At 61.3% G+C, this 26,333-nt stretch carries 25 protein-coding genes; 18 read left to right on the plus strand and 7 right to left on the minus strand.

Features of this window, described 5'->3' with window-relative positions; genetic code table 11:
* Positions 1-74 precede the first annotated feature (74 nt).
* The 8 genes from fabG (at position 75) to E3O06_RS00655 (ending at position 7,273) form a co-directional block, all read left to right on the plus strand.
* Positions 75-809: a 3-oxoacyl-ACP reductase FabG gene (gene fabG / locus E3O06_RS00620; protein ID WP_134501227.1), complete on the plus strand. Its 735-nt coding sequence runs from the start codon at positions 75-77 to the stop codon at positions 807-809.
* A gap of 138 nt (positions 810-947) precedes the next feature.
* Positions 948-1,586, plus strand: coding sequence for a TetR/AcrR family transcriptional regulator (locus E3O06_RS00625; protein WP_134501106.1), 639 nt, complete (start codon positions 948-950; stop codon positions 1,584-1,586).
* An 82-nt stretch (positions 1,587-1,668) separates the two neighbouring features.
* Entirely contained in the window at positions 1,669-2,436 is a 768-nt protein-coding gene (locus tag E3O06_RS00630) for an enoyl-CoA hydratase/isomerase family protein (RefSeq protein ID WP_134501107.1), read from the plus strand.
* 187 nt (positions 2,437-2,623) lie between these two features.
* Positions 2,624-3,868 (plus strand): ABC transporter substrate-binding protein, encoded by a 1,245-nt coding sequence (locus E3O06_RS00635; RefSeq protein ID WP_134501108.1) that lies wholly within the window; start codon positions 2,624-2,626, stop codon positions 3,866-3,868.
* 61 nt (positions 3,869-3,929) lie between these two features.
* The gene (locus E3O06_RS00640) at positions 3,930-4,796 is read left to right on the plus strand and encodes a branched-chain amino acid ABC transporter permease (protein ID WP_134501109.1); all 867 of its coding nucleotides are present in this window, start codon (positions 3,930-3,932) and stop codon (positions 4,794-4,796) included.
* A complete protein-coding gene (locus tag E3O06_RS00645; RefSeq protein WP_134501110.1) occupies positions 4,793-5,830 on the plus strand; it encodes a branched-chain amino acid ABC transporter permease in 1,038 nt (345 codons plus the stop codon). The genes E3O06_RS00640 and E3O06_RS00645 overlap by 4 nt, the downstream gene beginning before the upstream one ends.
* Complete coding sequence (locus tag E3O06_RS00650) at positions 5,827-6,558, plus strand: ABC transporter ATP-binding protein (RefSeq protein ID WP_134501111.1); 732 nt, start codon at positions 5,827-5,829, stop codon at positions 6,556-6,558. Before E3O06_RS00645 ends, E3O06_RS00650 begins: the two co-directional genes overlap by 4 nt.
* The gene (locus E3O06_RS00655) at positions 6,512-7,273 is read left to right on the plus strand and encodes an ABC transporter ATP-binding protein (RefSeq protein WP_241979782.1); all 762 of its coding nucleotides are present in this window, start codon (positions 6,512-6,514) and stop codon (positions 7,271-7,273) included. Before E3O06_RS00650 ends, E3O06_RS00655 begins: the two co-directional genes overlap by 47 nt.
* Here the strand turns inward: E3O06_RS00655 and E3O06_RS00660 are convergent, their stop codons facing one another.
* The 5 genes from E3O06_RS00660 to E3O06_RS00680 are packed head-to-tail and all read right to left on the minus strand — an operon-like array spanning position 7,274 to position 11,850.
* Entirely contained in the window at positions 7,274-8,425 is a 1,152-nt protein-coding gene (locus E3O06_RS00660; protein ID WP_134501112.1) for an acyl-CoA dehydrogenase family protein, read from the minus strand. It abuts the gene before it with no gap.
* Positions 8,426-8,480: 55 nt separating this feature from the next.
* Complete coding sequence (locus E3O06_RS00665; RefSeq protein ID WP_166788043.1) at positions 8,481-9,476, minus strand: LLM class flavin-dependent oxidoreductase; 996 nt, start codon at positions 9,474-9,476, stop codon at positions 8,481-8,483.
* Positions 9,473-10,300 (minus strand): enoyl-CoA hydratase-related protein, encoded by an 828-nt coding sequence (locus tag E3O06_RS00670; RefSeq protein ID WP_198415753.1) that lies wholly within the window; start codon positions 10,298-10,300, stop codon positions 9,473-9,475. Before E3O06_RS00670 ends, E3O06_RS00665 begins: the two co-directional genes overlap by 4 nt.
* A gap of 12 nt (positions 10,301-10,312) precedes the next feature.
* Positions 10,313-11,053, minus strand: a complete 741-nt coding sequence (locus tag E3O06_RS00675) for an SDR family NAD(P)-dependent oxidoreductase (RefSeq protein ID WP_134501114.1) — start codon at positions 11,051-11,053, stop codon at positions 10,313-10,315.
* A gap of 5 nt (positions 11,054-11,058) precedes the next feature.
* On the minus strand, positions 11,059-11,850 hold the full coding sequence (locus E3O06_RS00680; RefSeq protein WP_241979796.1) for an enoyl-CoA hydratase/isomerase family protein: 792 nt from the start codon (positions 11,848-11,850) through the stop codon (positions 11,059-11,061).
* 128 nt (positions 11,851-11,978) lie between these two features.
* Between E3O06_RS00680 and E3O06_RS00685 the strand changes: the two genes are divergently transcribed.
* From E3O06_RS00685 to E3O06_RS00700, 4 genes are all read left to right on the plus strand, one after another.
* Positions 11,979-13,082: an NAD-dependent epimerase/dehydratase family protein gene (locus tag E3O06_RS00685; protein ID WP_134501116.1), complete on the plus strand. Its 1,104-nt coding sequence runs from the start codon at positions 11,979-11,981 to the stop codon at positions 13,080-13,082.
* A complete protein-coding gene (locus E3O06_RS00690; RefSeq protein WP_134501117.1) occupies positions 13,082-15,085 on the plus strand; it encodes an AMP-binding protein in 2,004 nt (667 codons plus the stop codon). The genes E3O06_RS00685 and E3O06_RS00690 overlap by 1 nt, the downstream gene beginning before the upstream one ends.
* Before the next feature lie 69 nt (positions 15,086-15,154).
* Positions 15,155-16,360, plus strand: a complete 1,206-nt coding sequence (locus tag E3O06_RS00695) for an acyl-CoA dehydrogenase family protein (protein ID WP_134501118.1) — start codon at positions 15,155-15,157, stop codon at positions 16,358-16,360.
* A gap of 17 nt (positions 16,361-16,377) precedes the next feature.
* Positions 16,378-17,223, plus strand: a complete 846-nt coding sequence (locus E3O06_RS00700) for a shikimate dehydrogenase family protein (protein ID WP_134501119.1) — start codon at positions 16,378-16,380, stop codon at positions 17,221-17,223.
* Here E3O06_RS00700 and E3O06_RS00705 read toward each other — a convergent pair.
* Positions 17,220-18,155: a cyclase family protein gene (locus E3O06_RS00705; RefSeq protein WP_134501120.1), complete on the minus strand. Its 936-nt coding sequence runs from the start codon at positions 18,153-18,155 to the stop codon at positions 17,220-17,222. The two genes, E3O06_RS00700 and E3O06_RS00705, sit on opposite strands and share 4 nt — an antisense overlap.
* A gap of 108 nt (positions 18,156-18,263) precedes the next feature.
* Between E3O06_RS00705 and E3O06_RS00710 the strand changes: the two genes are divergently transcribed.
* From E3O06_RS00710 to E3O06_RS00735, 6 genes are all read left to right on the plus strand, one after another.
* Positions 18,264-19,397 carry an acyl-CoA dehydrogenase family protein gene (locus E3O06_RS00710; RefSeq protein ID WP_134501121.1) on the plus strand — a complete coding sequence of 378 codons (1,134 nt, stop codon included), beginning with the start codon at positions 18,264-18,266 and terminating at the stop codon, positions 19,395-19,397.
* On the plus strand, positions 19,394-20,305 hold the full coding sequence (locus E3O06_RS00715; RefSeq protein WP_134501122.1) for an acyl-CoA dehydrogenase family protein: 912 nt from the start codon (positions 19,394-19,396) through the stop codon (positions 20,303-20,305). The genes E3O06_RS00710 and E3O06_RS00715 overlap by 4 nt, the downstream gene beginning before the upstream one ends.
* Before the next feature lie 20 nt (positions 20,306-20,325).
* The gene (locus tag E3O06_RS00720) at positions 20,326-22,323 is read left to right on the plus strand and encodes a 3-hydroxyacyl-CoA dehydrogenase NAD-binding domain-containing protein (protein ID WP_255453524.1); all 1,998 of its coding nucleotides are present in this window, start codon (positions 20,326-20,328) and stop codon (positions 22,321-22,323) included.
* A gap of 136 nt (positions 22,324-22,459) precedes the next feature.
* Complete coding sequence (locus E3O06_RS00725; protein WP_134501124.1) at positions 22,460-23,236, plus strand: electron transfer flavoprotein subunit beta/FixA family protein; 777 nt, start codon at positions 22,460-22,462, stop codon at positions 23,234-23,236.
* The gene (locus E3O06_RS00730; protein ID WP_134501125.1) at positions 23,236-24,225 is read left to right on the plus strand and encodes an electron transfer flavoprotein subunit alpha/FixB family protein; all 990 of its coding nucleotides are present in this window, start codon (positions 23,236-23,238) and stop codon (positions 24,223-24,225) included. Before E3O06_RS00725 ends, E3O06_RS00730 begins: the two co-directional genes overlap by 1 nt.
* The gene (locus E3O06_RS00735) at positions 24,222-25,166 is read left to right on the plus strand and encodes a cytochrome b/b6 domain-containing protein (protein ID WP_134501126.1); all 945 of its coding nucleotides are present in this window, start codon (positions 24,222-24,224) and stop codon (positions 25,164-25,166) included. The genes E3O06_RS00730 and E3O06_RS00735 overlap by 4 nt, the downstream gene beginning before the upstream one ends.
* Positions 25,167-25,182: 16 nt before the next feature.
* On the opposite strand, the gene E3O06_RS00740 is transcribed toward E3O06_RS00735, so the two are convergent.
* The gene (locus E3O06_RS00740) at positions 25,183-26,250 is read right to left on the minus strand and encodes an acyl-CoA thioesterase (RefSeq protein WP_134501127.1); all 1,068 of its coding nucleotides are present in this window, start codon (positions 26,248-26,250) and stop codon (positions 25,183-25,185) included.
* Positions 26,251-26,333 lie beyond the last annotated feature (83 nt).

Consider the following 26,333-nt stretch of genomic DNA (forward strand, 5'->3'; position numbering starts at 1 on the left):
CTTGAAACCCAACGTTGCACATCTAGGGGGAAACTGTGGCAGCCACCGACGCAAGGCGCCCAAATCAGGTTGTTATGGTCACCGGAGCCGCGCGCGGTATCGGTGCTGCAACGGCGATTCGTTTAGCTTCAGACGGGTTTTCCGTGGCGGTCATCGACCTCGATGAACCATCGTGCGCACGAACTGTCGCAGCCATCCAGGACAGTGGCGGGAATGCAGTTGGTATCGGTGCCGATGTCACCGATGCTTCCACCGTCCGCGCAGCGGTCGAGGCCGTGGCCAATAAACTAGGCGCACCCACGGGCCTTGTGAACAACGCTGGCATTGTTCGCGACAGTCTGCTGTTCAAAATGGAGGAGAGTGACTGGGATGCGGTGATCTCGGTACACCTGCGTGGCGCCTTCCTAATGAGCAAGGCGGTGCAGCCACACATGTTCGACGCCGGGTGGGGCCGCATCGTCAATATTTCAAGCACCTCCGCTCTGGGCAACCGGGGCCAGGCCAACTACGCTGCCGCCAAGGCCGGCCTGCAGGGCTTGACCAAATCTCTCGCAATAGAGCTGGGTGTGTTTGGCGTGACCGTGAACTGCGTAGCCCCCGGTTTCATCGACACCGAAATGACGCGCTCCACGGCCGCACGCATCGGTAAAACTTTTGAGACGTATTCCGACGAGTTGGTGGCCTCGATACCGGTGGGGCGCCCAGGCAAACCAAAGGACGTCGCGGCCGCCGTGTCGTTCTTCCTGCGTGACGAAGCGAGTTTCGTTTCAGGGCAGGTCCTTTACGTTGGCGGAGGGCCTTTCACCTGAAGGACAAGCCCGACGGCCGCATCGAGAGCCCCGAGAAATGGTAATCGCATTACGCCGATACAATCTTTTCGAACTCGATTTGAGCATACAATCGTATGGTAGGTCCCCGACCGGCCTCTCAAAAAAGGAGTGTGTTTTGTGGTTAAGGCACTGTCAACCCCGGGAAGTGAACATCAGTCCAATCGGCGCAATCGTGACGTTGAAGTCATGGACGCGGCGATCAAAGTGTTCTCGCAAAAGGGGTACTCAGCGGCCTCACTGCAAGACATCGCCGACGAAGTCGGCCTACTCAAGGGCAGTTTGTACCACTACATAAACTCTAAGGAGAGCCTCCTCTTCAGAGTGCTCCAGGACACGCATCATCACGCAGAAATTATGATGCAAGAAGTGAATGCGTTGAACCTCCCCGCCCAGGAACGACTCCTGGTTTACGTCGAAAGACTCGCCACCTGGTACTTGGCCAATCTGGAGAGAGCGAGTCTCTACCTCACCGAATGGCGGTATCTCCAGGGCGAGCATGCCGCGATCACGAAGACTCAGCGACGCGCTTACGACGAATACATGCGTTCGATCCTGATCGAAGCGCAAGAGACGGGCTTCATCCGCACGGACATGGATATCCGCGTTGCGACCTCGTTCATCATCTCCGCCATCGGAAGCATCCCGACCTGGTACCGCACGTCCCGTCCGGTCAATCCGGCCCATATCGCTTCAGAACTGTCGTTGCTGGCTTGCTCCAGTGTCTTTGGAAAAATGCCGCCGCTGACCAGCGCGTAGGGGCCGCTCGACCACACTGGTCTACTCTGGGCGGTCTTCGTGCTCTAGACTCAAACGATCGTATGGTTGATCGGAGATCGAAATGTCGACTGAAGCACACCCACTCATCATCGAGCAGCGGCTCGGCGTCCTTTCACTGACGCTCAACCGCCCACAGGCTCGTAACGCCATCAACTGGGATCTGCGACGAGCGCTCGATGTCGCTATCAGAGTCAACGCCACAGCCTCGGAGGTACGGGTTGTCGTTATCCGTGGCGCAGGCAAGACATTTTGTGCGGGTGGTGACATCAAGCAGATGGGCGGCGGAATGGCCGACTCTCTCGCCAAGCTCGACCTGGCCGGGAGCATCATCACAGCGATTGCCGAACTGAATAAGCCCGTGGTCGGTGCTATCCAGGGCGACGCAGCCGGGGCGGGCATGAGCCTGGCCCTAGCCTGCGACTTGGTCGTGGCGGATACGTCTGCACGGTTTCATCCATCATTCGTTCATCGTGGGTTGGCCCCCGACATGTCAGGCTCGTTCTGGTTGAGCCGCCAGGTGGGAATCCATCGAGCCAAAGAAATCCTGCTTTCGGGTCGAACCGTCGGCGTCAACGAGGCCGCCGGTCTCGGTCTCGTTTCGCACGTCTGGGAACCCGCGACCTTCGAGGCACAACTCGATGGCTATCTCGGCACGCTGGCCGCCGGCCCGACCGCAGCCTATGGCGCCATCAAGCAGCTGGTGAACAGCAGCTTTGAAAGCCCCCTGGCACGTCAACTCGACCGCGAGGCGCTGTCCCAATTGATGCTCAGCGGTACGCCGGAGCACAGTGACAGCGTAGCGGCGTTCACCTCACGGAGCCAGGGCTAGCTTCACCAACCCACTTCATCGACCGAACAAGCACCCCCAGGCGGACCGTTCGTTGGCCCTCGGCGTTCGGTCTGCGGTGGGCCGCGTCAGGCTCGCCGAAATCAATATAGATAAATCAACCAGACATCTGGTAGATTTGCGAATAGCTTATCTGCAGTACACCGTCGTACTTATCAGGGGATCACATATGTCGAAATCACATTTCAAGCCAGTTTTGGCACTCGCGCTTATGGGAACACTCGCTCTCACCGCGTGTGCTTCCACGGCCGGAGATTCAACGTCGGAGGCCGAAGCTCCCATCACAATCGGCGTCCTTCTTCCGCTCACCGGCCCGCTTTCCACACTTGGTAAGGAGATGCAGAACGGCTACGAAGTGGCCCGCACGCTCTTCAATGAAGCCGGCGGGGTCGACGGTCGCCAGATCGAGTTCCAGGTCAGCGACGCCCCAACTCCAGAAGACGCCGTTTCCGTCGCTGGCACCTTGAGCACCGACCCGGATGTGACTGCCATCATGGGCTCCTACTCGAGCTCCATCGCCATTCCGGCCTCGGCTGTCGCCAGCCGAAATCAGATGCCGTACTGGGAAACCGGAAGCGTTGCCGCGGCGACCACCGACCGAGGCCTGTCGCATCTGTACCGCACGGTGATCAGTGCGGCCATGCCGGCATACTCGAACGCGACACAGGAGTTCATCTCTAAGGTAGCCGCTCCTGCGCTCGAATCTTCGCCCGACGAACTTCGCTTCGGGCTCGTCTTCGAAGACGGCGCTTACGGCACTTCAGCCTCGGATCAGTTCAAAGCACTAGCCGGCACCGAGGGCTATAATCTCGTGGCGACGGAATCGTACGCGGCCAATACGAACGACCTGACATCGGTGATCGAGCGGCTCAAGGCCGCCAAAATCGACGTGCTGTACTCCGTTCCCAATATCAATGACGCGATCCTCCTCACGCAGCAGTCGGCCGCCCTCGGATTCAAACCCGCCTACACGCTGGGCAATGGCACCGGATACACGAGCGTCGACTTCATTGCAGCCGTCGGTGACACCGCTGACGGACTGGTCGTTGCCGATGCCGCACCCCTGAACATTTCCGACAGCCTGCTTAGCGCCGACCTTTCGCCGACCTACAGCGAATTCATCACGGCCTACGAGGAACAGATCGGCCGCAAGCCCCTGACCCACGCCACCCTTGGCTATGTCGGAGCAACGGTTCTCTTTCAGGAAGTGCTCTCGAAGGCAGAAACCCTCGACGCTGATGGAATCGTCGCCGCAGCCGAAGCCGTCGACCTCGGCCCCGGCGAGACGGTGGCCTCGTTCGGTGTCAAATTCGACGAAACGGGCCAGAACGAACGCGCCGGCTGGTTCTTCATGCAGTACCAGGAAGGCGAACTCGTGACGATCTACCCGACCGCACTGGCTTCAGGGCAGTAAGTCTCGAAGTAGTGACTACGACCAGCCAGAGCTGCACCATGACCCCGAGGCGAGGACAAACATGACCACCATACAAATACTCGTCTCGGGGGTCCTCATTGGGGGCGTCTACGCGCTCTTGGCGGTCGGGATCACGCTCGTGCTCGGGGTCATGAAGATCGTGAACTTCGCGCAGGGTGAACTCCTGATGGTGGGAATGTACCTCACCCTCCTGCTCCACACTGTTCTCGGCCTTCACCCGTACGTCGCTTTTCCGATCGTCGTTGTCGCGCTCTTCGGCCTCGGGGCCGGCATACATTTCGGCCTACTTCGGTGGGTTGTCGATCGTGGGCACACCCAGCAGATCGTGCTCACGCTCGGCATTGGCATCGTGCTTCAAAGCGCCGCGCTGATGATCTTCGGGGGCTCCTTCCAGTCGCTGCAGATCGAGCCGTTTCGGGGCGGCTCGATCGTGATCGGTTCGATCTCCATCGGCACGACCCGCCTCGCAGCGTTCGTTGTCGCTGGAATTGCCACGATCGCCCTGCTGTTCCTGCTCGATCGCACCCTCACCGGAAAGGCCATGCGGGCAACGGCAATGGATCGTGACGCCGCGACCCTGATGGGCATCCCGGTTCAGCGCGTCTATCTGATCACGATGGGAATCGGCTCAGCACTGGCCGGAGCGGCCGGTGTCATGCTCATGCCCATCTACCCGGTCTACCCGACGGTCGGCGTGAATATCCTTCTCATCGGATTCGTCGTCGTCGTTCTCGGCGGACTCGGCAGCGTCGCCGGAGCATTCCTGGGGGGCATCATCATCGGCGTCGTCGAGGCCCTGGCAGGGTTCTGGCTGGGAGCCGCGATGAGCCAGATCGTGGTGTTCGCGCTGTTCATCGTGATCTTGCTGGTTCGTCCGCAGGGAATTCTCAAAGGAGATACCGTATGAGCCAGCAGATCGTCAACCGTTCATCAGGCCCTATCGACCCAATGGTCAGGTCCCGGCCCCTCCCGAAGCATTCCCTGCTCATCGGATTCGGCGTGGTCGCGATTGCACTCCTCGCGTTCGTGTCCTCGTCCGCGCCCGTATTCTATGGGCACATGATCGTGATGACGCTCATCTATGCGGCGCTCGCCACATCGTGGAACATCATTGGCGGCTTTGCCGGCCAGCTCTCGCTGGGGCACGCAGCGTTCTTCGGCCTTGGTGCCTACACGAGCTCGATACTCTTTGTGGACTTCGGCATCTCGCCGTGGATCGGTCTCCTGATTGCACTCCTGGGCGGTGCCACGCTAGGTCTTCTGATCGGAATCCCGACGTTTCGACTACGCGGCCCCTACTTCGCGCTGGCCACCCTCGCCCTCGGCATAATTCTGCTGAACGTGGCCGTTCACTTCCGTGAGCTCACGGGAGGCCACGTCGGCATCTCGTTGCCCCCCACGGAAGGCTGGGGAACGATGACCTTCCTTAACCGCTGGCAGTACGTCGTCATAGCCGGTGGCTACCTTCTGGTCTGCCTCCTGATCAGCGGGATAATCTTGTCCAACCGGTTCGGCTACCAGCTCGCCGCGGTGCGCGAAGACGAAGAAGCCGCTCGGGCTCTCGGCGTGAATGCAACGCGGGTCAAGCTCCTTGCCGGAACGCTCAGCGGTGGTCTGGCCGCGGGCATCGGCACGATCTACGCGCAATACATCCTGTTTCTCACCCCGGACAGCGTACTCGGAACGGCTGTCTCGATCGAGATCATCGTTCTGGCAATCGTCGGCGGCAGCGGCAAACTCTACGGTCCCTTACTCGGCGCCGTCCTGCTGATTCCTGCCGGTCAACTGGTTCTTCGCGAATTCGGCGGCGCGCTTCCCGGCCTGCACACACTCGTCTACGGGGTCATCGTGATCATCGTGATCCTTCTCTTCCCCCGAGGAATCTGGGGCATGCTCACTGACACCGCAGCCTTGATCAATCGTCGAAGGAAGCACTCATGAGCACACTAATGTTGAGAACGACTGGAATCACGAAGCGCTTCGGCGGTGTCACTGCAGTGGATTCCCTGGACCTCGAGATCTTCGAGAACGAGATCGTCGGACTACTCGGACCGAACGGTGCGGGGAAGAGCACGCTCTTCAACTTGATAGCTGGGGCACTTCCGCCCGATACGGGCCGTCTGGAAGTTTTCGGAGAAGACGTGACCGGCCAACCCGCGCATCGAATGTGCCAGAGGGGCGTAGCGCGCACTTTTCAAATTGTTCGGCCCCTGGCTGGCTTGACCGTTCTCGAGAATGCCATGGTTGGCGCCTTCGCGAAGACGAGATCGGTGCGCCACGCGCGGGAGCGCGCCGAGGCGGCACTCGACCTGGTGGGGTTGTCCGAGATGGTCACCACAATGGCGTCAAGTCTGACGCTCGGTCATCGAAAGCGGCTCGAGGTGGCTCGTGCGCTCGCGTCCCAGCCACAGCTCCTGTTGCTCGATGAGATGATGGCCGGACTCAACCCTGCGGAGCTTGATCCCTTCATTGAGATCTTGCGCGATGTGAATCGGCAGGGTGTCACCATCATCGTGGTCGAGCACGTGGTGCACGCCGTCATGCAGCTCGCCAGTCGCATCGTGGTCATTAGTCAGGGGCGAAAGATTTCAGAAGGTCTGCCCGCAAGCGTAATGAGCAGCCGTGCGGTTGTCGAAGCATATCTGGGAGACGATTTTGCCATTTCTTGAAATTCACGATGTCCGCGTCAACTACGGCGAGGTGGAGGCTCTCCGCGGAGCCACGCTGAGCGTCAACGAGGGTGAGACCGTCGCAATTGTCGGTGCAAACGGCGCCGGCAAGACGACGCTCATCAATTCGATTTCCGGATTGAATCGCCTGTCCAGCGGTTCAATCATGTTCGAGGGCCAGCCCCTGGGCGACCTGAAGCCCCACCGACTCCCCGAGCTCGGCATCGTTCAGGTGCCGGAAGGGCGCCGGCTTTTCGCTCGGCTCAGTGTCGACGACAATCTCCAGCTCGGCGCCTATCACAAGCGTGCGCGACGCGACTCAGTGAAGGGCCGCGAAGAGATCTACCGGCTTCTCCCAGTGCTTCAGGACCGAAAAGACCAGCTGGCCGGAACATTGAGCGGAGGCCAGCAGCAGATGCTGGCGATCGGCCGAGCCCTCATGGCTCAGCCGCGTCTCTTGTTGCTCGACGAGCCGTCTCTCGGACTTGCGCCCATCGTTGTCACCGAACTCTTCAGCATTATTGCGCGAATCGCCAGCGAGGGCACGGCCGTGCTGCTGGTTGAGCAAAATGTATCGCGCGCCCTGGCCCTGTCGAACCGCGCCTACGCACTCCAGCAGGGAACGGTCATCATGGAGGGAACCGGTCAGGAGCTGCTCAATGATCCAGGCCTGCCCGCCGCGATGCTCGGCATCGCGGCGGCCGCGAAGGAGTAACTACTCTTTCGCGAGTGCCATCAGGCGACGCTTGGTGATCACGGTCTTCATGATCTGGGCCGTGCCGTCGCCGATCTGCAGACCAAGAAGGTCACGCAGCCGCTGCTCAAACGGAAGCTCATTCGAGTATCCGCCGTGACCGTGGGAGAGCAGGCACTTCATCACGATGTCATAGGCCAACTTGGGTGCCCACCACTTGCACATCGCGGCTTGCGAGGTGTGGGGAGCACCCTGGTCTTTGAGCCACAGCGTCTGCAAACACAGCAGCCGCGCCGCTTCGTAGTGCGTTTCTGCCTCCGCGAGGGGGAACGCCACGCCCTGGTGTTCGACGAGCGCCTGGCCGAAGCTGCGCCGAGTACTGACGTAGGCCCAGGTTTCATCCAGTGATTTTCGCGCGACCGCGAGGCTCTGCAACCCGATGAGCGCCCGACTGTAGTCAAAACCAGACATGACCTGTGAGAACCCGCGGTTCTCCTCTCCCAGAAGATGCGACTCCGGCACGCGGGTGCCGTCGAAGTGGATGGTTCCGCGCCCCGCAGCTCGACCACCATGGTCGTTGAATGCGCTTCGAGTCACCGTGGGGTCGTCGAGCGGGACTAGGAAGGCACTCACGCCGCGCGAGCGCGAGTCAGGAGTGCCGGTTCGGCCGAACACGACCGCGACATCCGCTTGAGTTGCCATGCTGATCGAGGTCTTCTCGCCGGTCAGAACGTACTCGTTGCCGTCCTTACGCGCATTGAGCGTGAGGTTTGCGGCATCGGATCCACCACTGGGCTCCGTGAGTGCCACGCACGGGATTACCTCACCGGCCAGCATCCCCCTGATCCAGGGCTGCACGACCTCGGCCCGGCCATAGTTGTGCATGATCTGAGCTGCGAGCGATACCGTCACCGGGATATAGCCGAGGTTGTAATCGTCGCCACTCAGGGCTTCGAGAACGAGGCCGGCGGTGAGGCAGTCGAGCCCGAGACCACCGACCTCCTCCGGCAGTTCAACGCCGAAGAACCCCAGGCTGCCCATCTCAACGAGGGTCGCCCGGTCGAATTTTCCCTCGTTCTCCCGTTGCTGATAATAGGGGGCGATGCGTTCGGCGGCGAACGTGCGAGCAACCTGCACGAGGTCTGACTGCTCTTCGGTTATGGCAAAGTCCATGCTGCGTTTCTCTCTTTCGATTTGATGGGTGTGACGACACTGTCGGTGCTGCGAGTTACAAAAATCTGGGCTTGAAGCCGGCAAATAGTTTTTCCGTCGTGTTGCCGCTTCCGACTGGAACTGCGATAGCGCGTACTCCAGCTGCGGCGATCTCTTCGAACCGGCGATGACATTCTTCGGCGGTCCCCATGATGACTAATTCTTCCAACAGCCCGGGTGGAAGCAGGACCGCGGCCTCGGTCGGTGAAGCCACTCGAACAGCCTCGAGGTCCCACCCAAGCCGACAAAGATTGTCGGCGTAGGTGGGGACCCGGCAATAACTCGTGACTTCACGGCGGATCGCCGCGAGATCGTCGGCCGTGGGATCGAAGCACACCCGCTGCGTCAGGAGTGTCTGAAACCCCGGCCTGGCTGTCGCCGCGGCGGCCGCGATCTCGCGCGCGTGCGCGAGGGGCACCAGATTGAGGATGAGACCATCAGCGTGTTCGATAGCCGTCTGGATCATCATCGGGCCCAGTGCCGCGAGGAGCACGGGTGGCCGAACCTGCGGAGCATCGATTCTCAGGTTCTGCACGGCAGGATTGCCGGCGTGCTCGACGAGGAGACCGCTCAGCGCACTCTCGATGACGTCTAGCACCCCGGCAGAAGTCGCGGCCGGCCCTGTTACGGCGCGATCATGACGGACCGAGACAATCGCCGGGGTACTCACCCCGATCCCCAATGCAAAGCGCCCGGGAGCAAGCTGGGCCATGGTCGTGGCCGTCATGGCCAGCAACGCTGCACTGCGCGTGGTCACCGGAACAATCGACGTACCGAGGCGCAGACGCTCCGTGCGCTGGGATATTGCGCCGAGCAGGGCGAACGCATCGAGGGAGAGCACCTCGGAAACCCAGATTCCGGTCCACCCATCCTTCTCTGCCTGGATGGACAGCTCCAGAATCTGGGCCGCGCCGAGGCCGCGGGCAGGAAGAGCAACTTCATAGCCAAAGCCCTCCCAGAACCCGGGAAAGGTTCGTACGACGCCCGCGACCCCGACTAACGGTCGATTCAATGCCCGGTGCTCATGTATTTCTCAAAGTCCGGTGCGCGCTTTTCAGCGAATGCAGCGGCACCCTCCTTGGCCTCTTCCGTGGCCACGAACAGATCAAGACCAGCGTTGGCCATCTTCTCCAGACCAGCATGGTGAGCTGTGTCGGCGTTGAAGGAGAACTTCAGGAACTTCAATGCCGTTGGACTCATATCATTCAGCTCAGCGGCCCATGCTTTCGCGGTGGCCATGAGCTGGTCCGGCGGCACTACCGCGTTGACCAGGCCCCACTCGAGGGCCTGCGCGGCGGTGTACTTGCGGCAGAAATACCAGATCTCGCGAGCACGTTTCTGACCGATGATTCGAGCGAGATAGTTTGTTCCATAGCCGGCGTCGAAGGAGCCGACGCGCGGGCCAGCCTGGCCGAAGAGCGCGGTTTCAGAGGCGATGCTGATATCGCACAAGACATGGAACACATGTCCCCCACCGATCGCTACCCCGTTGACCGCCGCAATGACGGGCTTCGGAATGTCGCGAATGAGACTGTGGAGATAGTCGGCGTCGAGAATTCCATCCCGAGTCGGACCATAGTTGCCGGTCTCGGCCCGCTGCTTGACATCCCCCCCGGCACAGAACGCTTTCGTTCCCGCCCCAGTCCAGATGACGGTGCGTACGGCGTTGTCTGCCGACGCTCGCCGAAAAGCATGAACCAACTCGTCGATCGTGCGACCGCGAAATGCGTTGTACCGCTCGGGGCGATTGATCGTGATGATCGCCGCGCCATTCTCGACCTCATAGAGGATGTCCGTGTAGCCACTGATATCGCTGAAGGCTTCATTGTCGTTCATTGCGATTCCTTTCTAACCTGCCATTGTTAGGCCGCCGCTGACGCTCAGGGTCTGGCCGGTGATATAAGACGATTCTTCTGAAGCAAAAAAACGGACAGCGTTCATGATGTCTTCAGGTTGGGCGAGCCTCCGCATCGGGATTGCTTTTTCGAGGGAGTCGGTGAGTTTCTTAGGAGCTCCGGACAGCATCCTCGTTTCAGTGGGTCCAGGGCACACGCAGTTGGACGTGATTTGATATCGAACCATCTCGCGTGCAATTGATTTTGTGAACGCGATGATCCCGCCCTTCGCCCCCGAATAGACAGCTTCACCGCTGCTCCCCACTCTGCCAGCATCGCTGGAAATATTCACGACCCGGCCCCCGCGCCCGGCGTCGATCATTCCCCTCAGAAATGTTGAACTGACCGACATAGTGCCCAGCAGGTTGATCGAGATGTTCTTCAATCTGAACTCGGGCGAGGTCTCCATGAAGGGCATGATCTCCTCCCAGCCAGCATTATTGATCAGCGTGTGGGCTGGGCCATAGGTTTCCTCCACGGCCGCGCAGGCTGCCGAGACTTCGTCGGCCAGGGAGATGTCCACATAAAAACTGGTCGCTTCACCGCCGCGTTCCCTTATCTCGCGCACAGTCTCCTCCGCCCCCTCAAGATCGCGATCCAAAACCGCCACAGGTTTTCCCTGTGCTGCCATTCCGAGGGCGATGGCGCGACCCATCCCTGAGCCACCGCCGGTTACCACCACGAGGTTTTGCACTGCACTCACTCTGATCCTGCTCTCGTTCGATTCGTTTTACTGGACTGTCGGCGTGAAAAAAAGTCGGTTACTTCGCCGCGTGCGATGTCGTCACTCATCAACAGGTGCGTCGTCTCGAGTTCGGTCACGTATCCCCCACCCGGTGTGGATGAGAGCCGGATGCAACGTTTGATCGCAGCGAGCGAGACCGGTGATCGACCGGCCAGCTCCATTGCGAGCTCGGAACCAAAGGCGGCTGTTTCGCCGGCGGAGACGACCCAGTGCACCAGACCCAGCCGCTCCGCCTCAGCGCCGTCGAGGGCTTCCCCACGCATGATCAGGCGGAGTGCGAGCGCTGATCCAACGAGCCGCGGCAAACGTTGGGTACCTCCCGCTCCGGGCAGGAGGCCCAGGGTGATCTCTGGCAGCCCGATCTGGGCGCCCGCCGAGGCGATTCGTAAATCGCAGGCCAGCGCGAGCTCGAAGCCGCCACCAAGGGCGTTCCCGTTGATGATGCAGACCGTGGGAATGAGCAACGCTTCGATCGCCGCGTAGGCCGCTTGAACCCTGGCGATGAATTCCACCATTCGGTCAGCGCCATCCTGCCGCTCCATATTCTCCTGCACCAGGGTGAGGTCGACACCAGCTGAGAAGAATCGACCGGCGCCCGTTATGACCAGCACCCTGACATCTCCCCGATCAGCGTCCAACTCGAGCAGCGAACGCTCCATCGCCAGGAGCGATGATTCGCTGATGCTGTTGACCGGCGGTGCGTCAAGCGTCCACGTCATCACGTGGCCAATCTTTTGGATGTCCATCACGCTCCAATTCTACCCATCGTCTGGTAGATAAGACTGTCGCACGTTTGGTTTAGTGTCAACTAAACGCTATCCGATCTCTCACTGTTGACACCCGCACAGAATGCCGTCACACTCGAACCAAACGATTGATTGGCAAGGAAAGGGGCCCAATGAGGGCGCTCCTGATTGGCGGCACCGGTCCGACCGGGCCTGATATAGCCCGTGGATTAAAGTCGCGGGGGTACGAAACGACCATCCTGCACCGTGGAAGCCATGAGATCGACGACGTGGCCGATTTTGAACACATTCACGCAGATCCGCACTTCGAGGGCGAACTCGCTGCCGGTCTTCTGGGCCGAACTTTCGATGTGGCCGTGGTCACGTATGGGCGGCTGCGCCATGTCGCCATCGAGGTGGCCCGGCACACCAACCGTCTCGTCAGTGTCGGCGGAACGGCCTACGCCAGACAGCGTTGGTCGACACCGATAACTGAAACAGCACTCCGAGACCTGACGACACCACTGACCCTGAAAATTCAGCAGACCGAGGAAGCGATCTTCGAGTGTGCGGCACGAACGGGTTTGAATCTGACCCACATTCGTTACCCGTACCTGTACGGTGCCCGGCAACTCGCACCGCGGGAATGGAGCATCATTCGCCGGATACTGGATGGGCGTCACACAATCCCGGTTGTGGACGGAGGGTTATCCCAGGAGAGCAAGGCATATTCCGAGAATGCGGCACACGCGGTACTTCTCGCGGTCGATACGCCAGATTCAGCGGGTAAAATTTACCATGTCTCCGACGAACTCACCCCGACCGATGGCGAACGGGCGCACGCGATCGCGCGCGCTATGGGGACCGAGATCGAGCTCGTGAATTATCCCCGCGAGGTCAGCCAGCCGGCCTGGTTCTGGTTCGCTGGACGAACCCTCGGGGTCAAACAGAAGGATTTTCCCATTACCGATCATTCGGTGCTGGACATATCGCGCGCCAAAGCTGAACTCGGGTATCGGGATCTCGTCGATTTCGACGAGGCAATCCAACGCACCGTCGACTGGTATCTCGAGCACCCGAGTGTTCCGGGCGGCGATATCGAGGCCCGACTCGGCGACCAATTCGATTACGTCGCCGAAGATCGCTTCCGTCTGGCTCGTCGTCGATTCGTTGACGACTGCGCCGCCATTCCGATTCTCGTCGCGCCGACCCGGCACGCGTACGACCACCCGCCTGTACAGAAGATTGACTGATGGAAGGATCCAACACCACAATGAGTCAACTACCGGAATGGTTCGAGGTCGATCGGTGGGTGCCACCACCGGCATCGATCGAACAGCGTCGCGTGTCGAAGTTCATGCAGAAACTGGGTCTCGACGATTACCAGGACTTCTTGCGCTACGCCATCGACAAGCCAGAAGAGTTCTATCGCGCAGCAATGGCCGACCTCGATCTCGAATGGCAGACGGAGTGGCACACGCTCGTCGATCAGTCCGATGGCGCCGCCTGGTCGAAATGGTTCGTGGGTGGAACCACCAATCTCGCCTGGTTGGCACTCGACCGCTGGGTTGAGCGCGGCCAGGGCGACCGGCTTGCTCTGGAGTGGGAGGGTGAAGACGGATCAACGCGCTCGTACACCTATGCCCAACTGGCCGACGAAGTTTCACGAGTGGCGGCGGGACTGCGCGCTCACGGAGTTGTTGACGGGGACGTGGTGGGGCTTTACCTTCCGCCGCTTCCCGAGGCGGTCATCTCCATGTTCGCCATAGCCCGCATCGGGGCCGTCGTTGCCCCAGCGTTCTCCGGATACGGTGAAGACGCCCTCAGTGAGCGTCTCGAGATCGTCGGAGCCAAGCACCTCGTCACGGCCAATCGATACCTCCACCACGGCCACGAGGTCGAAATGATCAGCGTGGCTCGCACAGCCGCCACCAAGGCCGGTATCGAGAACGTGTTCGTCGTACCGCGCTTGGGCAAGGACGACGACTGCCAGTCGAACGAGACTCCCTGGCGGAAATTGCTCGACCACGAGCCTGAACAGTTCTTCACGTGGTTCGGCCCCGAAAAGCCGTGGCTGATCGCTTTCACAAGCGGTTCGTCCGGCCGGCCCAAGGGGGCCGTGCACTGTCACGGACGAATGCCCTATCGCGCTGCCATCGACATGGCGTATTGCATCGATATGTCGGACGATTCGTGTTTGTACTGGCCGAGCGATATGGGATGGATCATCGCGCCGCTCGGACTCATCACCTCGTTCACCCTGGGCGGGCGACACCTCATTTACGAGGGAGCGCCGACGTTCCCGGCCCCCGACACACTGTGGAAGCTCGTCGATCGTTACAAGGTCACCCACCTTGGTTCGTCACCAACCCTCATGCGATTGCTCGCAGCGCACGGTGCTGAATGGGTGGAGCCCTACGGGCTGGAATCTCTTCAGGTGATCGTGTCGGCGGGTGAACCCATGACGTCGGCAGCCTGGCGATGGATGCATCGAAACGTCGGTCGCGGCATCCGGCCGCTGATGAACCACACCGGCGGTACCGAAATCGGTTGCGCCCTGTTAACCGGGAGCCCGGTATTGCCGATGCGAGAATGCCGGTTTGCCGGGCCGCCGCCCGGGCTGGCCGTGGTGGTCGTCAACTCGGAAGGCCATCCGGTGGTGGACGAGCTGGGTGAGCTGGCGGTACTGGCGCCGTGGCCATCGATGACCTATGGCTTCTGGAACGAAAACGAGCGCTGGACCGTTGCCCACGCATCCAAATTCGAGGGCGTCTACATACACGGCGACCGGGCGATCCAGCACAGCGACGGGAGCTGGGAGGTGCCCGGCCGGTCCGACGACCTGCTCAAGGTCGGAGGAAAGCGGATCGGGCCGAGCGAATACGAAGAACTCGCGCTCGGTATCAGAGGAGTTTCCGGGGCTGCTGCCGTCGGAATTCCCGACGAGCTCAAAGGCCAGACAGTGATGATAATCATCACGCTTGCCCCGGAATACGCCCACGCCGGTGAATCCATCAGCGATTCAATCCACGAACGGGTGGAACACGCACTCGGTAAACCATTCCGAATTTCGCGCGTCGCGATCGTGGACGAGTTGCCGCTCACGAGGAATTCCAAAATTCATCGCCGCGCCCTGCGGGCCTGGCTGCTGGACCTGGATCCGGGTGATCTTTCAAACCTGGAGAACCCCTCCGCCGCAGAAGCAATTCGATCGCTTGCCGCGCCGGCCGTCCCGCACCCTGCGGCAGCACACTGAAGCACATCCCGGCACCACACGGATGTGGCGCCGGGATGACGCAGTCCCATCTATCCAGAGACAGGAATCATGAGCACGAGAAGCGAAGAACTCCTGGCGCGCGCACGCGTCTTGGCGGTAACAGAGTTGGCGGCCCTCGGTCGAGAAGCCGAAGCGACCAGCATCGTCAGCGATGCCTGGTGGCAACGCCTGGCCGATACCGGCCTCCTTCGTCTCACGCTCCCGACAAAATGGGGCGGCGAGGGTCTGTCATTGGCGGAATACTTTCCCATCCTCGAAGTCTGCGCGCCCGTGCACGGAGCAATCCGAATGATCGTGCACGGTGCGAACGGGACGTGGCGTGCACTGGACCGATTCGGAACAGACCAGCAGAAGGCCAAGTTGATGCCCGGGCTGGCAACCGGCAGCTACCTGGGTTTCTGCATTAGCGAGCCACGAACCGGGAGCGGCGAGGACATCGGCACGACCGCTGTGCGTTCCGAGAACGGCTGGATACTGAACGGTGCAAAGCAATGGGCAACCCTGGCCAGCAAAGCCCAACTCATCTATATCCCGGCCAAGGCTCGTTCGGCCAGCGGGGAGGATCTGGGTATCACCACGTTCATGGTCGACCCGAACGGTCCTGGCATCACGAGGAAGCACATGGCGCACACGATGGGCTGCAAAGGGCTCGACCACGATGTGATGTTCTTCGATGACGCCGTGGTGCCCCACGACAGAATTCTCGGAGAGATCGGCGGCGGGCTGGACGTGGCACTTCGCGGTTTTCTCGACCCCAGCCGCCTCTCCATCGCGGCATCATGTGTCGGATTGGCGCAGGGTGCTCTGGATCAGGCCCTCGAGTTCTCGACCCGGCGTACCACCTTTCAAAAACCCATTTCCTCGCGTCAGTACATTCAGGGTCGCCTGGCCGATATGGCGACGGACATCGCGGCTGCACGCGCACTCGTGATGCACACCGCTACAGCGTTTGATCGCGGCGACGAGATCATTCAGGAAGCCGCGATGTGCAAGTATTTCGGACTCGAGATGGTGGGGCGAGTCACCGACCACTCGATTCGCGTGCACGGCGGCGTCGGTTACACCTCGGCATACCCGATCGAACAGATGTATCGAGACGCTCGAGGCATGTGGTTTGAAGAAGGTACAGCAGAGGTCCAGAAATCCGTCATCTCGCGTCAGGCGATTTCGAAGTGGGTGCCGACACTACCCGCGGAATTCTACGGACCGAACCCCGGTCCGGACTCCGACGAATACGCCGTTCTCGCTGACTAGGAGACACGATCGAGAAGATGGTCCTCCTCGGGCGAGGCATCCGACACTCATTGTCGCCTCGCATGTGGGAGGGCATATTCGCGGAGCTGTCACTGAGCGGCAGCTATGCCCTTCGAGATGTCGATAAAACCGCACTCGACGCTGCGATCGCCGATCTACGTGCCGGACGGGTGACGCACTTTCACGTCACCATGCCCTACAAGAGGTGGGCGTTCGGAGTAGCCGACACGTACGACGACTCGACGGTCGGGGTGACCCAGGTGGCGAACAGCCTGTCGCTGAAAGGCGACCAGATCATGGGCAGCAACACTGATGTCAAAGCTGCGCGGATCCTGTTCTCTGAGCTGCCGGCTCCACCCCAGCGTGTCCTCGTGATCGGGGCCGGTGCGACGGCCGCCTCACTGGTCTGCGCCGCGAACGAGGTGGCGTCGACCGTTCTAATCACCAACCGCACGGATGATCGCTCTCGAGCCCTAGCCGATCGGGACTGGTCCGTTCGCACGGTCCCAGTGCTGTGGAGTGATCGTGAACGCCATGCAGCCGGTGCAGATCTCATCATCAATACAGCACCGTTCGGGCTCACGGTCGACGCGACGCCGCTCGCTCGATGGCCGGAAGGCGCCCTGCTCTATGACCTCATCTACAGCCCCGAGCTGACCCCCCTCCAGAGGCTCGCTTCCCGAGCGGGGGTCAGAGCGGTCGACGGCCTTGCGCACCTGCAGGCCCACGCTGAAGCAACGCTCGCTGCGCGCACCATAGCGGCACCGACCATTGAGCGGATGACGGCCATCGTGACGACCGCAGCCGGGCGCGCACCGACGAGGTGGGGCCTGCTGAACGGCGGCCAGAAAAGTCTGCCTTAAAGCATCGCAAGTGCGTTACCCGGCGAGCCTGCACCGCCCGGCAGGTGCATCGGTGCCGAGGTGAAAAAGAAAACGTATCGACCGGTGTCTTGGCAACGCACTGCCACCTCCTCAAGGTCGAAGAGCTCTCCCAACGGGAGACCCAACAGTGCCAGCAACCGACGATGGAGCGAGCCGACCGCAGGGTCTCCAGGTACCGCTTCGACTGCCGGCAAATCGGTCACCAGGGCTGATATGTGCCAATCCCAGAGCACTTGGGCCGTTTCGTCATCAGCATCGAGACCGGGCAGCATACTCAGACTGCCAGACCCCGATGGTCGCTCTGAGTATTTCGCTGGCCAGCCGGTTCGAATCACCAGAATGTCGCCGCGTTCGATCGTGACGCCTTGTGCTGCCGCGACGAGTTTCAGCGTCTCAGCCGAAATGATGAATCGCTCGTCTACCGGCACCGAGCTCCCGCGGCCCTGCAAATACCTTTCCACGTCGAGAAGCACCGCCCGACCGACAATTCCACGTCGTGCCCATACATCGATGCCAATGTCATGGATCTCGGTGGCGGGGTCACCCGTGCGGCCGCCGAAGAAACCGTGCTCTCGGGCGCGAAAGTGCTTGAAGCCATCCCACTGGGTAGAGCTCTGCGGAAAGTAGCCGTCCAATTTCTCATCCCAGGTGTTGCGATCAACCCAAAATTGCTCGTGAACGTAGCGCTCTCTCCCGAACAGGCCCGGGCTCGGCTGGTCAATCGGCAGGTTGAGGGAGATCACCGTGCCGTCGACAACGAGTGCAGCTGCGGATCGGATCAGCTCCGGCGTGAGGTAGTTGAGCGTGCCCAACTCGTCGCCCCGGCCGAAGAAATCCCAGGAATAAGCAAGATCCAGCCCGGGAATCCGAGGCAGTGCGGCGTACCGGGGGATCTCACTCGTAATGTCCATGGGTTCAGACTACCCATGAAATGATTGCGAGCCAAACGTTTGTATGACAAGCTGAACCTCGTCAAGGTCCGACAGGCGTGACACGCAGAGAGGGAAGGATGCTGGAAAATGCACGATTCGGAGAATCCTCGTGAGTCCATCGAGGAGTTCGGTGCGCGCGCCGACACGTGGTTGTCGACGTCCATTCCACCGCGCTGGAAGAGCGAGCGGGGGGCACTGAGCACCAGCGAGTCGGACGCAATCCGTCGGGACTGGGACCGAACACTGTCGGAGGCGGGGTTCGCCGGATTGAGCTTGCCGAAGGAATTCGGCGGCCAGGGCATGGGCCTGGCCGAAGAGGTGGCGTTTCACGTTTTGGCGGCCAAGGCACAGGCTCCCGATGGCCTCGCCCGCATCGGAAAAATTCTCACCGCGCCCCTGCTCGTGCGGTTTGGCACTGTCGCGCAGCAGGCCCGCTACCTTCCCAAAATCTTGAACGGTGAGGAAATCTGGTGCCAGGGATTCTCCGAGCCCACTGCCGGATCGGACCTCGCCAGCATCGCCAGCCGAGCCACCCGTGTGTCCGGCGGCTATCACATCCGCGGGCGTAAGACCTGGACCAGTTTCGTTCAGCACGCCGACCGATGCCTCATGCTCGTGCAAACGGATGAGCAGGCCCCGCGCTACAAGAATCTCAGCCTGTTCCTGGTGGACATGCGCCAAGCCGGCGTCACTGTGGACGACATCCGACAGATATCAGGAGCCGTTCATTTCGCCGAGGTCCAGTTCACCGACGTCTTTGTCAGCGACGACGATCGGGTGGGTGCCGACGGGGAAGGGTGGAAGCTCGCCATGAGCATCCTCTCTGACGAGCGGGGTGGGGCCGAAGCGGCCACACGCTACGTCGAGATCCGCTCCGACATTGACGCATTACTTGAGACGTGCGGGGATCGACCGGATTTGGCCGCTGAGCTCTCAGCCCTCGACATTCGCGCCGAGGCGCTTCGCTGGCATCTGTCAAAAGTCGTCGACCTCGAGGGGGAACAGGGCGAGGCCTTTCTTCGTGCGGTCTCAGTTCTCAAAGTCGTCTGGAGTGAGCTATGGCAGGACGTGACGCGAGCCGGCTGGCGAGCCGGCAATCCGGACGACCGCGAACACTGGCGGTTTCAGTACCTGGAATCTCGTTCCGCCAGCATCTATTCAGGAACCAACGAAATTCAACGAAACATAATGGCCGAGCGAGTACTGGGGTTGCCACGATGAATGTGAACGCCGTCCCGTCATCGACGGTGGGAGAAATCGGCTTGATGGCCGCCGAAGCCGTGCGCGAATTGGCCTTGAAAGCCACGGGCGGCTCGAAGATTTCGACCTATGTCGAAGGACCATCGCCGTTGGCCTGGAATGAGCTCGTCGAAGGCGGTTGGGACCTCGCCGGGATTGTCGAAAACGGTGAAGGCGCAACCCGCCGCGACCTGGTGGAAATCGCCATCGCCTGGGGAGAGCAATTGATTCCGCTCCCATTCATGCTGACGATCGTCGCTAAACGTCATTCACCTGCATCACTCGAAACTGACGCGCCACTCACCATGGCCCTGCCCATAGTGTCGCTGCCCTCCGGCCGGTCGTACTTGCCATTCGGCCAACTGGACGGCATCTTACTCGTCAGAGATCCAGGCGGCAGCACAGACGGCGTCCATAGCATTCCAGCCGGACAGGCCGACGATCTGGCGCTCTCGCTGCACGGCATTGAGGCGGACGAGATTTCAGCTCTGTCACCCCAGGTGGCCCGCGACGTTGCCATCGTGTTGGTCGCCGAGTGCGTCGGAGGCGCACGACAACTCCTTGCCGACGGCGTGTCGTTTGTGGGTACTCGGGAGCAGTTCGGGCAGCCGATCGGGTCGTTCCAGGCCATCAAACACCACCTCGCGAACGCGCTCATCGCCGTTGAACTTGCCGAGTCCACGACCATTTGGGCGAGTGTCGATGACACCGTCTCGGCAGCTGTTCTGCTGTTCGCCGTCGATCAGTGCATCAAGACCGCGGAAATCGTTGTGCAAGTCCATGGAGGCCTCGGCTTCACCTGGGAAATGGGGCTGCACTTCTACCTTCGGCACATGATGATGGTGCGCGAAATGGTTCCCGGTCTCATCCAATTAGCGACAATCGAGTAAGGAACAACGCCGTGCCAATCGTGTCGACATCCGTTGAAAATTCGACCGCTGTTCTAGTGATCGACAATCCACCCGTGAACATGGGGAACACCGCCATGCGTACCGCCCTCCTTGAAGCGATCACCGCCTTGGAGGGGCGAACCGACGTCCTCAACGTCGTGATTACGACGGCCGGACGTCATTTCTATGCCGGATCCGACATCGCAGAGTTCGACGGGCCACCGTCGGAACCACAGCTGCCCGCGGTCATCGCGGCGCTTGAGGCGCTGCCGGTGCCCGTCGTCGCAGCGATCACGGGTCTTGCACTCGGCGGCGGGCTCGAGTTTGCCTTGGGCTGTGACGCTCGGGTGGGCGATACCAGCGCGCGCGTGGGGTTTCCCGAGGTCACCCTCGGGTTTTTACCCGGAGCTGGCGGAACCGTGCGCACACCTAGGCTCACCGGCATCCCCAAAGCAATCGACCTGATCGCAACGGCCCGTCAGATTGATGCCGACGAAGCCCTGTCGCTGGGAATCCTCGACCGAGTGGTCCCGCCCGACGAGCTGCTCGATGCGGCGATTGCCTATGCACGGTCGATGCCGGCGAAGAGACTCGTGCGTGACCTGCCCCTGGCCCCCGCGGCGCGCACGCAGATTGATGCTGCCGTTGCCCTACTCCCGAAACGCTCCCGACCCAACATTCTCGAAGCCGTTGCCCTGATCGAACAATCCGCGCACCTGAGTGGACCTGAGGCGCTGGTACTCGAACGGGAGGCATTTCACCGTCTGCGTGTTTCCGACGAAGCAACCAATCTCCGATACCTCTTCTTCGCGCGGCGTGCAGCTGCCAAGGACCTGCGCACGACGGCGTCTCCACGCAAGGTACGTTCGGTGGGAATCGCCGGCGCCGGCACGATGGGCAGCTCTCTGGCGCGCGCCTTCGCCGCAGCTGGCTACGACGTGACCGTTTATGATCCGAATGCCGCCGCCGTCGCCCGCGTGAACGAGATTACTGGGGTCAGCGGCACGGATGCGCTCTCCGGGCTTGCCAAGGCCGACCTGGTCGTGGACGCGGTCTTTGAAGATATGCAGGTCAAGACGGCGCTGTTTCGTGAAATCGAGGAACACGTTCGTGCGGACACCATTCTGGTGAGTAACACCTCCTATCTAGACCTTGCCGAGCTTTCACGATCGCTTGCTAAGACCTCCCGGTTCGCCGGTCTGCACTTCTTCAACCCGGCCGACCGCAACCCTCTCGTCGAGGTGATTCGCGCGCCGCATACCGACGACGCCACCATTGCAACGTTAAGCGTCGTGGTTTCCCGGCTCGGAAAGACTCCGATCTCAGCCGGAATGGGCGACGGATTCGTGGCCAACCGCATCTATGCCGCGTACCGAAGCCAGGCCGAATTCCTGGTGCAGGATGGGGCTTCACCGCAGCAGGTCGATGCGGCCCTCATATCGTTCGGGTTCCCCATCGGCCCCTTCGCGGTCGGCGATCTCTCCGGGCTCAATATTGCCTGGAGCCGCCACAAACGTCTGGCAGCCACCCGCGATCCTCGCCAGCGCTACGTCACCATTGCTGACCAACTGTGCGAGCTCGGTCGGTTCGGCAAGAAGTCCGGGAGTGGCTGGTACCGCTACGGAGCGGACCAACCGCGAGGAGTCCCCGATCCGCGAACGGATGCTCTGATCCAGGCCGATCGGGTTGCGCACGGCATCTCGCCCCGAGACATCGACGACGAAGAGATTCGATCGAGAATCTTCGCCGCGATGCTCTGCGCCGCAGCATCCCTGATGCAGTCGGGCACTGTGCAACGAGCGTCTGACATCGATGTCGCCCTGACCGAAGGGTTCGCCTTCCCTCGCCATGTCGGCGGCCCCATCCGGCATCTGGCGCGAATGCCCCACGCGGAGCTGGTCGACACCCTGGCCGCCACCTACCGCTCATGCTCGATCACGTTCGCGATCGCGGCACCCGCCGTGAACGGAGAACTCCCCGAGGCGATCAGCGTTCTTCTTCGCCAGGTCGCCCCGTAGCCAGTCGCGTACACGTGCGAATAATTCGGAATTACCAATCAAACGCATGGTAGATTGCTTGCCGGGTTCATGCTGTAATTGGCTACACCTCGAACGACGACAGAGAACAGACCATCAGAACCAGGAGGACGACAGGGTGAAGATCATCGTCTTAGTTAAAGAAGTGCCCGACACCTACGGTGAACGAAAGCTCGACACCGGCAGCGGGTACGTCGATCGGGGCGCCAGCGCCCCCGTGTTGGATGAAATTAGTGAAAAGGCCCTCGAAGCGGCGGTGAGCTACCGCGACAAGAATTCTGGCGCTGAGGTCATCGCCGTCTCGATGGGCCCGTCCAGCGTGGCGAAATCACTGAGGAAGGCACTGGCCATCGGAGCAACCTCGGCCGTTCACGTCAGCGACGATGGTCTCGGCGGTGCGGATCTGACGTGGACAGCGTCGGTGCTGGCTGCCACGGTTAAGAAGATCGGCTTCGACCTGATTATCGCGGGCAATGAATCCACCGATGGACGCGGGGGTGTGATCCCGGCGATGATCGCAGAGCACCTCGGTATCGCTCAGCTCACGTCACTCAACTCGGTAGAGTTCAGCGACACCGAAATCAGCGGTGTCAGGGCCGCCGAAAACGCCACCTTCACCGTGACCGGCACAATCCCAGCCATCGTGTCGCTCACCGAGGCCAATCCGGCCGCCCGGTTCCCCAGTTTCAAGGGAGTCATGACGGCCAAGCGCAAACCGCTGGACACCTGGTCGCTCGCCGATCTGCGCATCGAGGCCGCGTCGCTGGCCGGTGCTCGCACCGTCATCGTGAGCGTGAGCGAGCGCCCCGCCAAGAGTGGCGGGCTGAAAATTGTCGATGATGGAGATGCGGGCACACGCCTCGCAGATTTTCTGGCTACCCGGGGGTTCCACTGATGAGTGAGAAAGAAACATCCACCGTGCTGGTCCTCGTGGAGCTGGACTCCACGGGCGGCATCTCAAACAGCGCTCAAATTCTTCTCGGACTGGCGGCGACCATCGGCACGCCGGTAGCCGTGGTCGCGACGAGTTCGGACGACCACTCCCAGCTTGTTACTGACCTGGCAACCGTCGGAGCCGCACGAGTGTTCGTGGCGCACACAGAACTGGTCGGTCGTACGCTGCTTGCCCCACAATTGGACGCACTCGTGGCGGCCGCACAGGAATTCACACCCATCGCCATCCTCGCCGCGAATACGATCGATGGCCGTGAGATCGCGGCACGAGCGGCGGTGCGCCTGCACGCGGGCTTGATCGTGGATGCCGTCGGGTTGAGCCGCGACAGCGGATCGATCGTCGCTTCCCACTCGGTCTTCGGCGGAGCCTACGATGTTCACTCGACGGTCGAGGGTGGCGCGGTGACGATCGTCACGGTGCGTATGGGCACCGCGCTGGCGACTGACCCGGTTGCCGAACCGCAGGTTCTCGCGGTGGAGCTCGACGTGGCCCCGGCGGGCCTGCCGCTCATCAGCGGAGTCGAAGAGTCCAGCTCTCAATCGGACCGACCCGAACTGCGCAGCGCTGAGAGGGTTGTGGCGGGAGGCCGCGGTCTCGGCTCGGGAGAGAAATTCGAGCTGGTCGAGAAACTCGCCGACACCCTGGGCGCTGCCGTCGGGGCGTCTCGCGCCGCCGTGGATGCGGGTTACCGACCACCGGCTTTTCAGGTTGGCCAAACCGGCACTACCGTGTCGCCCCAGCTTTATATCGCGCTTGGAATTTCCGGTGCGATCCAGCACCGGGTCGGGATGCAGACGGCGCAAACGATCGTGGCGATCGACACGGACGAAAATGCTCCGATTTTCGATATCGCCGACTTTGGCATCGTGGGCGACCTGTTCACCGTCGTTCCCCAGCTCATTGAGGCGATCGAAGCCCGGCGACCATGACCGCCACGGCCGAGTCGACGTCGCGTTCACCGCTCGGAACCTCGAACCGCTGGCGCAAGCTGATCTGGATGGTTCCCACAGCCGTCGTCATTGTTGCCGTGGTCATTCTCGTGGCCAAGGGGCTACGAGAATTGCCGGCCGTCCAATCGTTCCTCGTGGATTTTCCGGGGGAGACTGACCTGCCCGCGACAGCTCCGGTCGGGTTTCCAGCCTGGCTGGCGTGGCAGCATTTCCTCAACTCTCTGTTCCTGCTCCTCATCATCCGCTCGGGCTGGCGTGTTCGCACCGTGCGGAGGCCCGAAGCATTCTGGACCCGCCGGAACACCGGCATCTTTCGTACCAGGAACGCGCCGAAGAAGATCAGCATCGACCTCTGGCTTCATCTCTCGCTCGACGCGCTGTGGATTGCGAACGGTGTCGTCTTCTATGTGCTCCTGTTCGCGACCGGCCAATGGATGCGGGTGGTCCCGCTGACCTGGGAGGTGTTCCCGAACGCCGTTTCTGCCCTGCTCCACTACGCGTCCCTCAACTGGCCTACCGAGAGCGGCTGGGTCAATTACAACAGTCTGCAGGTTCTGGCTTACTTCACCACGATCTTCATTGCGGCACCGCTCGCGATCATCACGGGGCTTCGCATGTCGGGCGCCTGGCCACAGAAGGCCCGCCGGCTGAACGCACTGTACCCGATCGAAATCGCTCGGGCCATTCACCTGCCCGTCATGTTCTACTTCGTCCTCTTCATCGTCGCCCACGTGACGTTGGTTGCGACCACGGGAGTCCTGCACAACCTTAACAACATGTATGCCGTCAACAACGGTGAATCATGGCTCGGCTTCGGCATCTTCGCCGCCTCTGCGGTCGTGATGGTGATCGCTTGGGTGGCCGCTCGTCCCTTGTTGCTGCGACCGATCGCTGCCCTGACCGGAACAGTCAGCCGGTAACGACGCCGGCCGACGCTCACCGGTCGAAAGGGTTCGGCGCTGATCGCCGCAACAACGACTCCTGCGCCACCGAAGCGACCATCCGTCCGCGCTCATCAAAGAAACGACCGACCGAGAGTGCCAGGGCATCCCGATAGACCGGGCTCTCCACCTCGTGGAGCAGCCACTCGGTCATGGCAAACGGCCGGTGAAACCAAAGCGAATGATTGAGCGACGTGGCGAAGCGAGGCCCGGCAAGGTGCTGGTGCTCTAGGTCGGCCACGTGAGTCATGGCGAAATCTGAGGCCCAGGCCAGCGCTGAAGCATGACGGATCGCCGGCTGGTCCACGAGGGTGGACGCGCGCATCCAGATTCCCACCGGTGCCCCCTGTCCCAGCCGTTGGGAGTCCGTGGGCTCGGCGGCGTGGAGCTCGAACGAGTTTCGCATGAACGAACCGATCGGCGGGAGCGCCCCACCGACAGCGTCGGTCCCCGAACCCGGCTTCGCCCAACGCGTCGCCGCTTCGGCAGCATGTTCCGGCGATGATTCCGGGGAATGAAACGAGGCCGTCGAGGTTGCGATGAGTCGGCCGTTCTGGTTCGCCGCGACTCGAATCGTGCTGAAGCGCTTCGTCTCGTTGAGCACCACCCGCCCATAGAGCACCGGTTGGGTGATGTCACCCGCGCGCAGAAAACTCATCTGGAGGGAGTGGGGGCGTTGTTTGTCATCGACGCCGAGGGAGGCGACCTGAAGTGATTGCGCCAGCAGTGCCCCGCCAAAAATCGACCCACCGGCGCCCGGCGGCGCATAGGCCACCCGACCGTGGGGTGCGTTCGTCGTGGAGAGCCAATCCTGCAATCGCCGCTCACGCGGCACCGACCCGGCGATGTTTCGAAGTTCATTCACGGCACTCAATTCCCTTGCAATAATACCAAACGTACGGTTGAATGAGTCTATGACAGAAACGCTTTTACGGCACACTGCAGTGTTAAATAGCGCACACACGCTACTGACACCCTCGTGGTCAGACCGACAGCACATCGACCTCATTTCAGAAGCGGTAACGCGCGCACTGAAAGGAACCTCACTCGGAATCAATGACATTGATTTCGTCATCGACTCCGGGAGCGACTTTCTTGACGGAAGGAGTATTTCAAACTGCGGATTCCTCGGCGCGATGGGAGCCC

The sequence above is a fragment of the Cryobacterium glaciale genome (assembly GCF_004402535.1).
Lineage (GTDB): Bacteria > Actinomycetota > Actinomycetes > Actinomycetales > Microbacteriaceae > Cryobacterium > Cryobacterium glaciale.

Bases quoted from the DNA above. Each gene is read 5' to 3' on its own strand.
- fabG (WP_134501227.1), top strand. From the start codon at position 75: ATGGTCACCGGAGCCGCGCGCGGTATCGGTGCTGCAACGGCGATTCGT.
- E3O06_RS00630 (WP_134501107.1), top strand. From the start codon at position 1,669: ATGTCGACTGAAGCACACCCACTCATCATCGAGCAGCGGCTCGGCGTC.
- E3O06_RS00635 (WP_134501108.1), top strand. From the start codon at position 2,624: ATGTCGAAATCACATTTCAAGCCAGTTTTGGCACTCGCGCTTATGGGA.
- E3O06_RS00640 (WP_134501109.1), top strand. From the start codon at position 3,930: ATGACCACCATACAAATACTCGTCTCGGGGGTCCTCATTGGGGGCGTC.
- E3O06_RS00645 (WP_134501110.1), top strand. From the start codon at position 4,793: ATGAGCCAGCAGATCGTCAACCGTTCATCAGGCCCTATCGACCCAATG.
- E3O06_RS00650 (WP_134501111.1), top strand. From the start codon at position 5,827: ATGAGCACACTAATGTTGAGAACGACTGGAATCACGAAGCGCTTCGGC.
- E3O06_RS00660 (WP_134501112.1), bottom strand. From the start codon at position 8,425: ATGGACTTTGCCATAACCGAAGAGCAGTCAGACCTCGTGCAGGTTGCT.
- E3O06_RS00670 (WP_198415753.1), bottom strand. From the start codon at position 10,300: ATGAACGACAATGAAGCCTTCAGCGATATCAGTGGCTACACGGACATC.
- E3O06_RS00680 (WP_241979796.1), bottom strand. From the start codon at position 11,850: ATGGACATCCAAAAGATTGGCCACGTGATGACGTGGACGCTTGACGCA.
- E3O06_RS00690 (WP_134501117.1), top strand. From the start codon at position 13,082: ATGGAAGGATCCAACACCACAATGAGTCAACTACCGGAATGGTTCGAG.
- E3O06_RS00695 (WP_134501118.1), top strand. From the start codon at position 15,155: ATGAGCACGAGAAGCGAAGAACTCCTGGCGCGCGCACGCGTCTTGGCG.
- E3O06_RS00700 (WP_134501119.1), top strand. From the start codon at position 16,378: ATGGTCCTCCTCGGGCGAGGCATCCGACACTCATTGTCGCCTCGCATG.
- E3O06_RS00705 (WP_134501120.1), bottom strand. From the start codon at position 18,155: ATGGACATTACGAGTGAGATCCCCCGGTACGCCGCACTGCCTCGGATT.
- E3O06_RS00710 (WP_134501121.1), top strand. From the start codon at position 18,264: ATGCACGATTCGGAGAATCCTCGTGAGTCCATCGAGGAGTTCGGTGCG.
- E3O06_RS00715 (WP_134501122.1), top strand. From the start codon at position 19,394: ATGAATGTGAACGCCGTCCCGTCATCGACGGTGGGAGAAATCGGCTTG.
- E3O06_RS00730 (WP_134501125.1), top strand. From the start codon at position 23,236: ATGAGTGAGAAAGAAACATCCACCGTGCTGGTCCTCGTGGAGCTGGAC.
- E3O06_RS00735 (WP_134501126.1), top strand. From the start codon at position 24,222: ATGACCGCCACGGCCGAGTCGACGTCGCGTTCACCGCTCGGAACCTCG.
- E3O06_RS00740 (WP_134501127.1), bottom strand. From the start codon at position 26,250: ATGTCATTGATTCCGAGTGAGGTTCCTTTCAGTGCGCGCGTTACCGCT.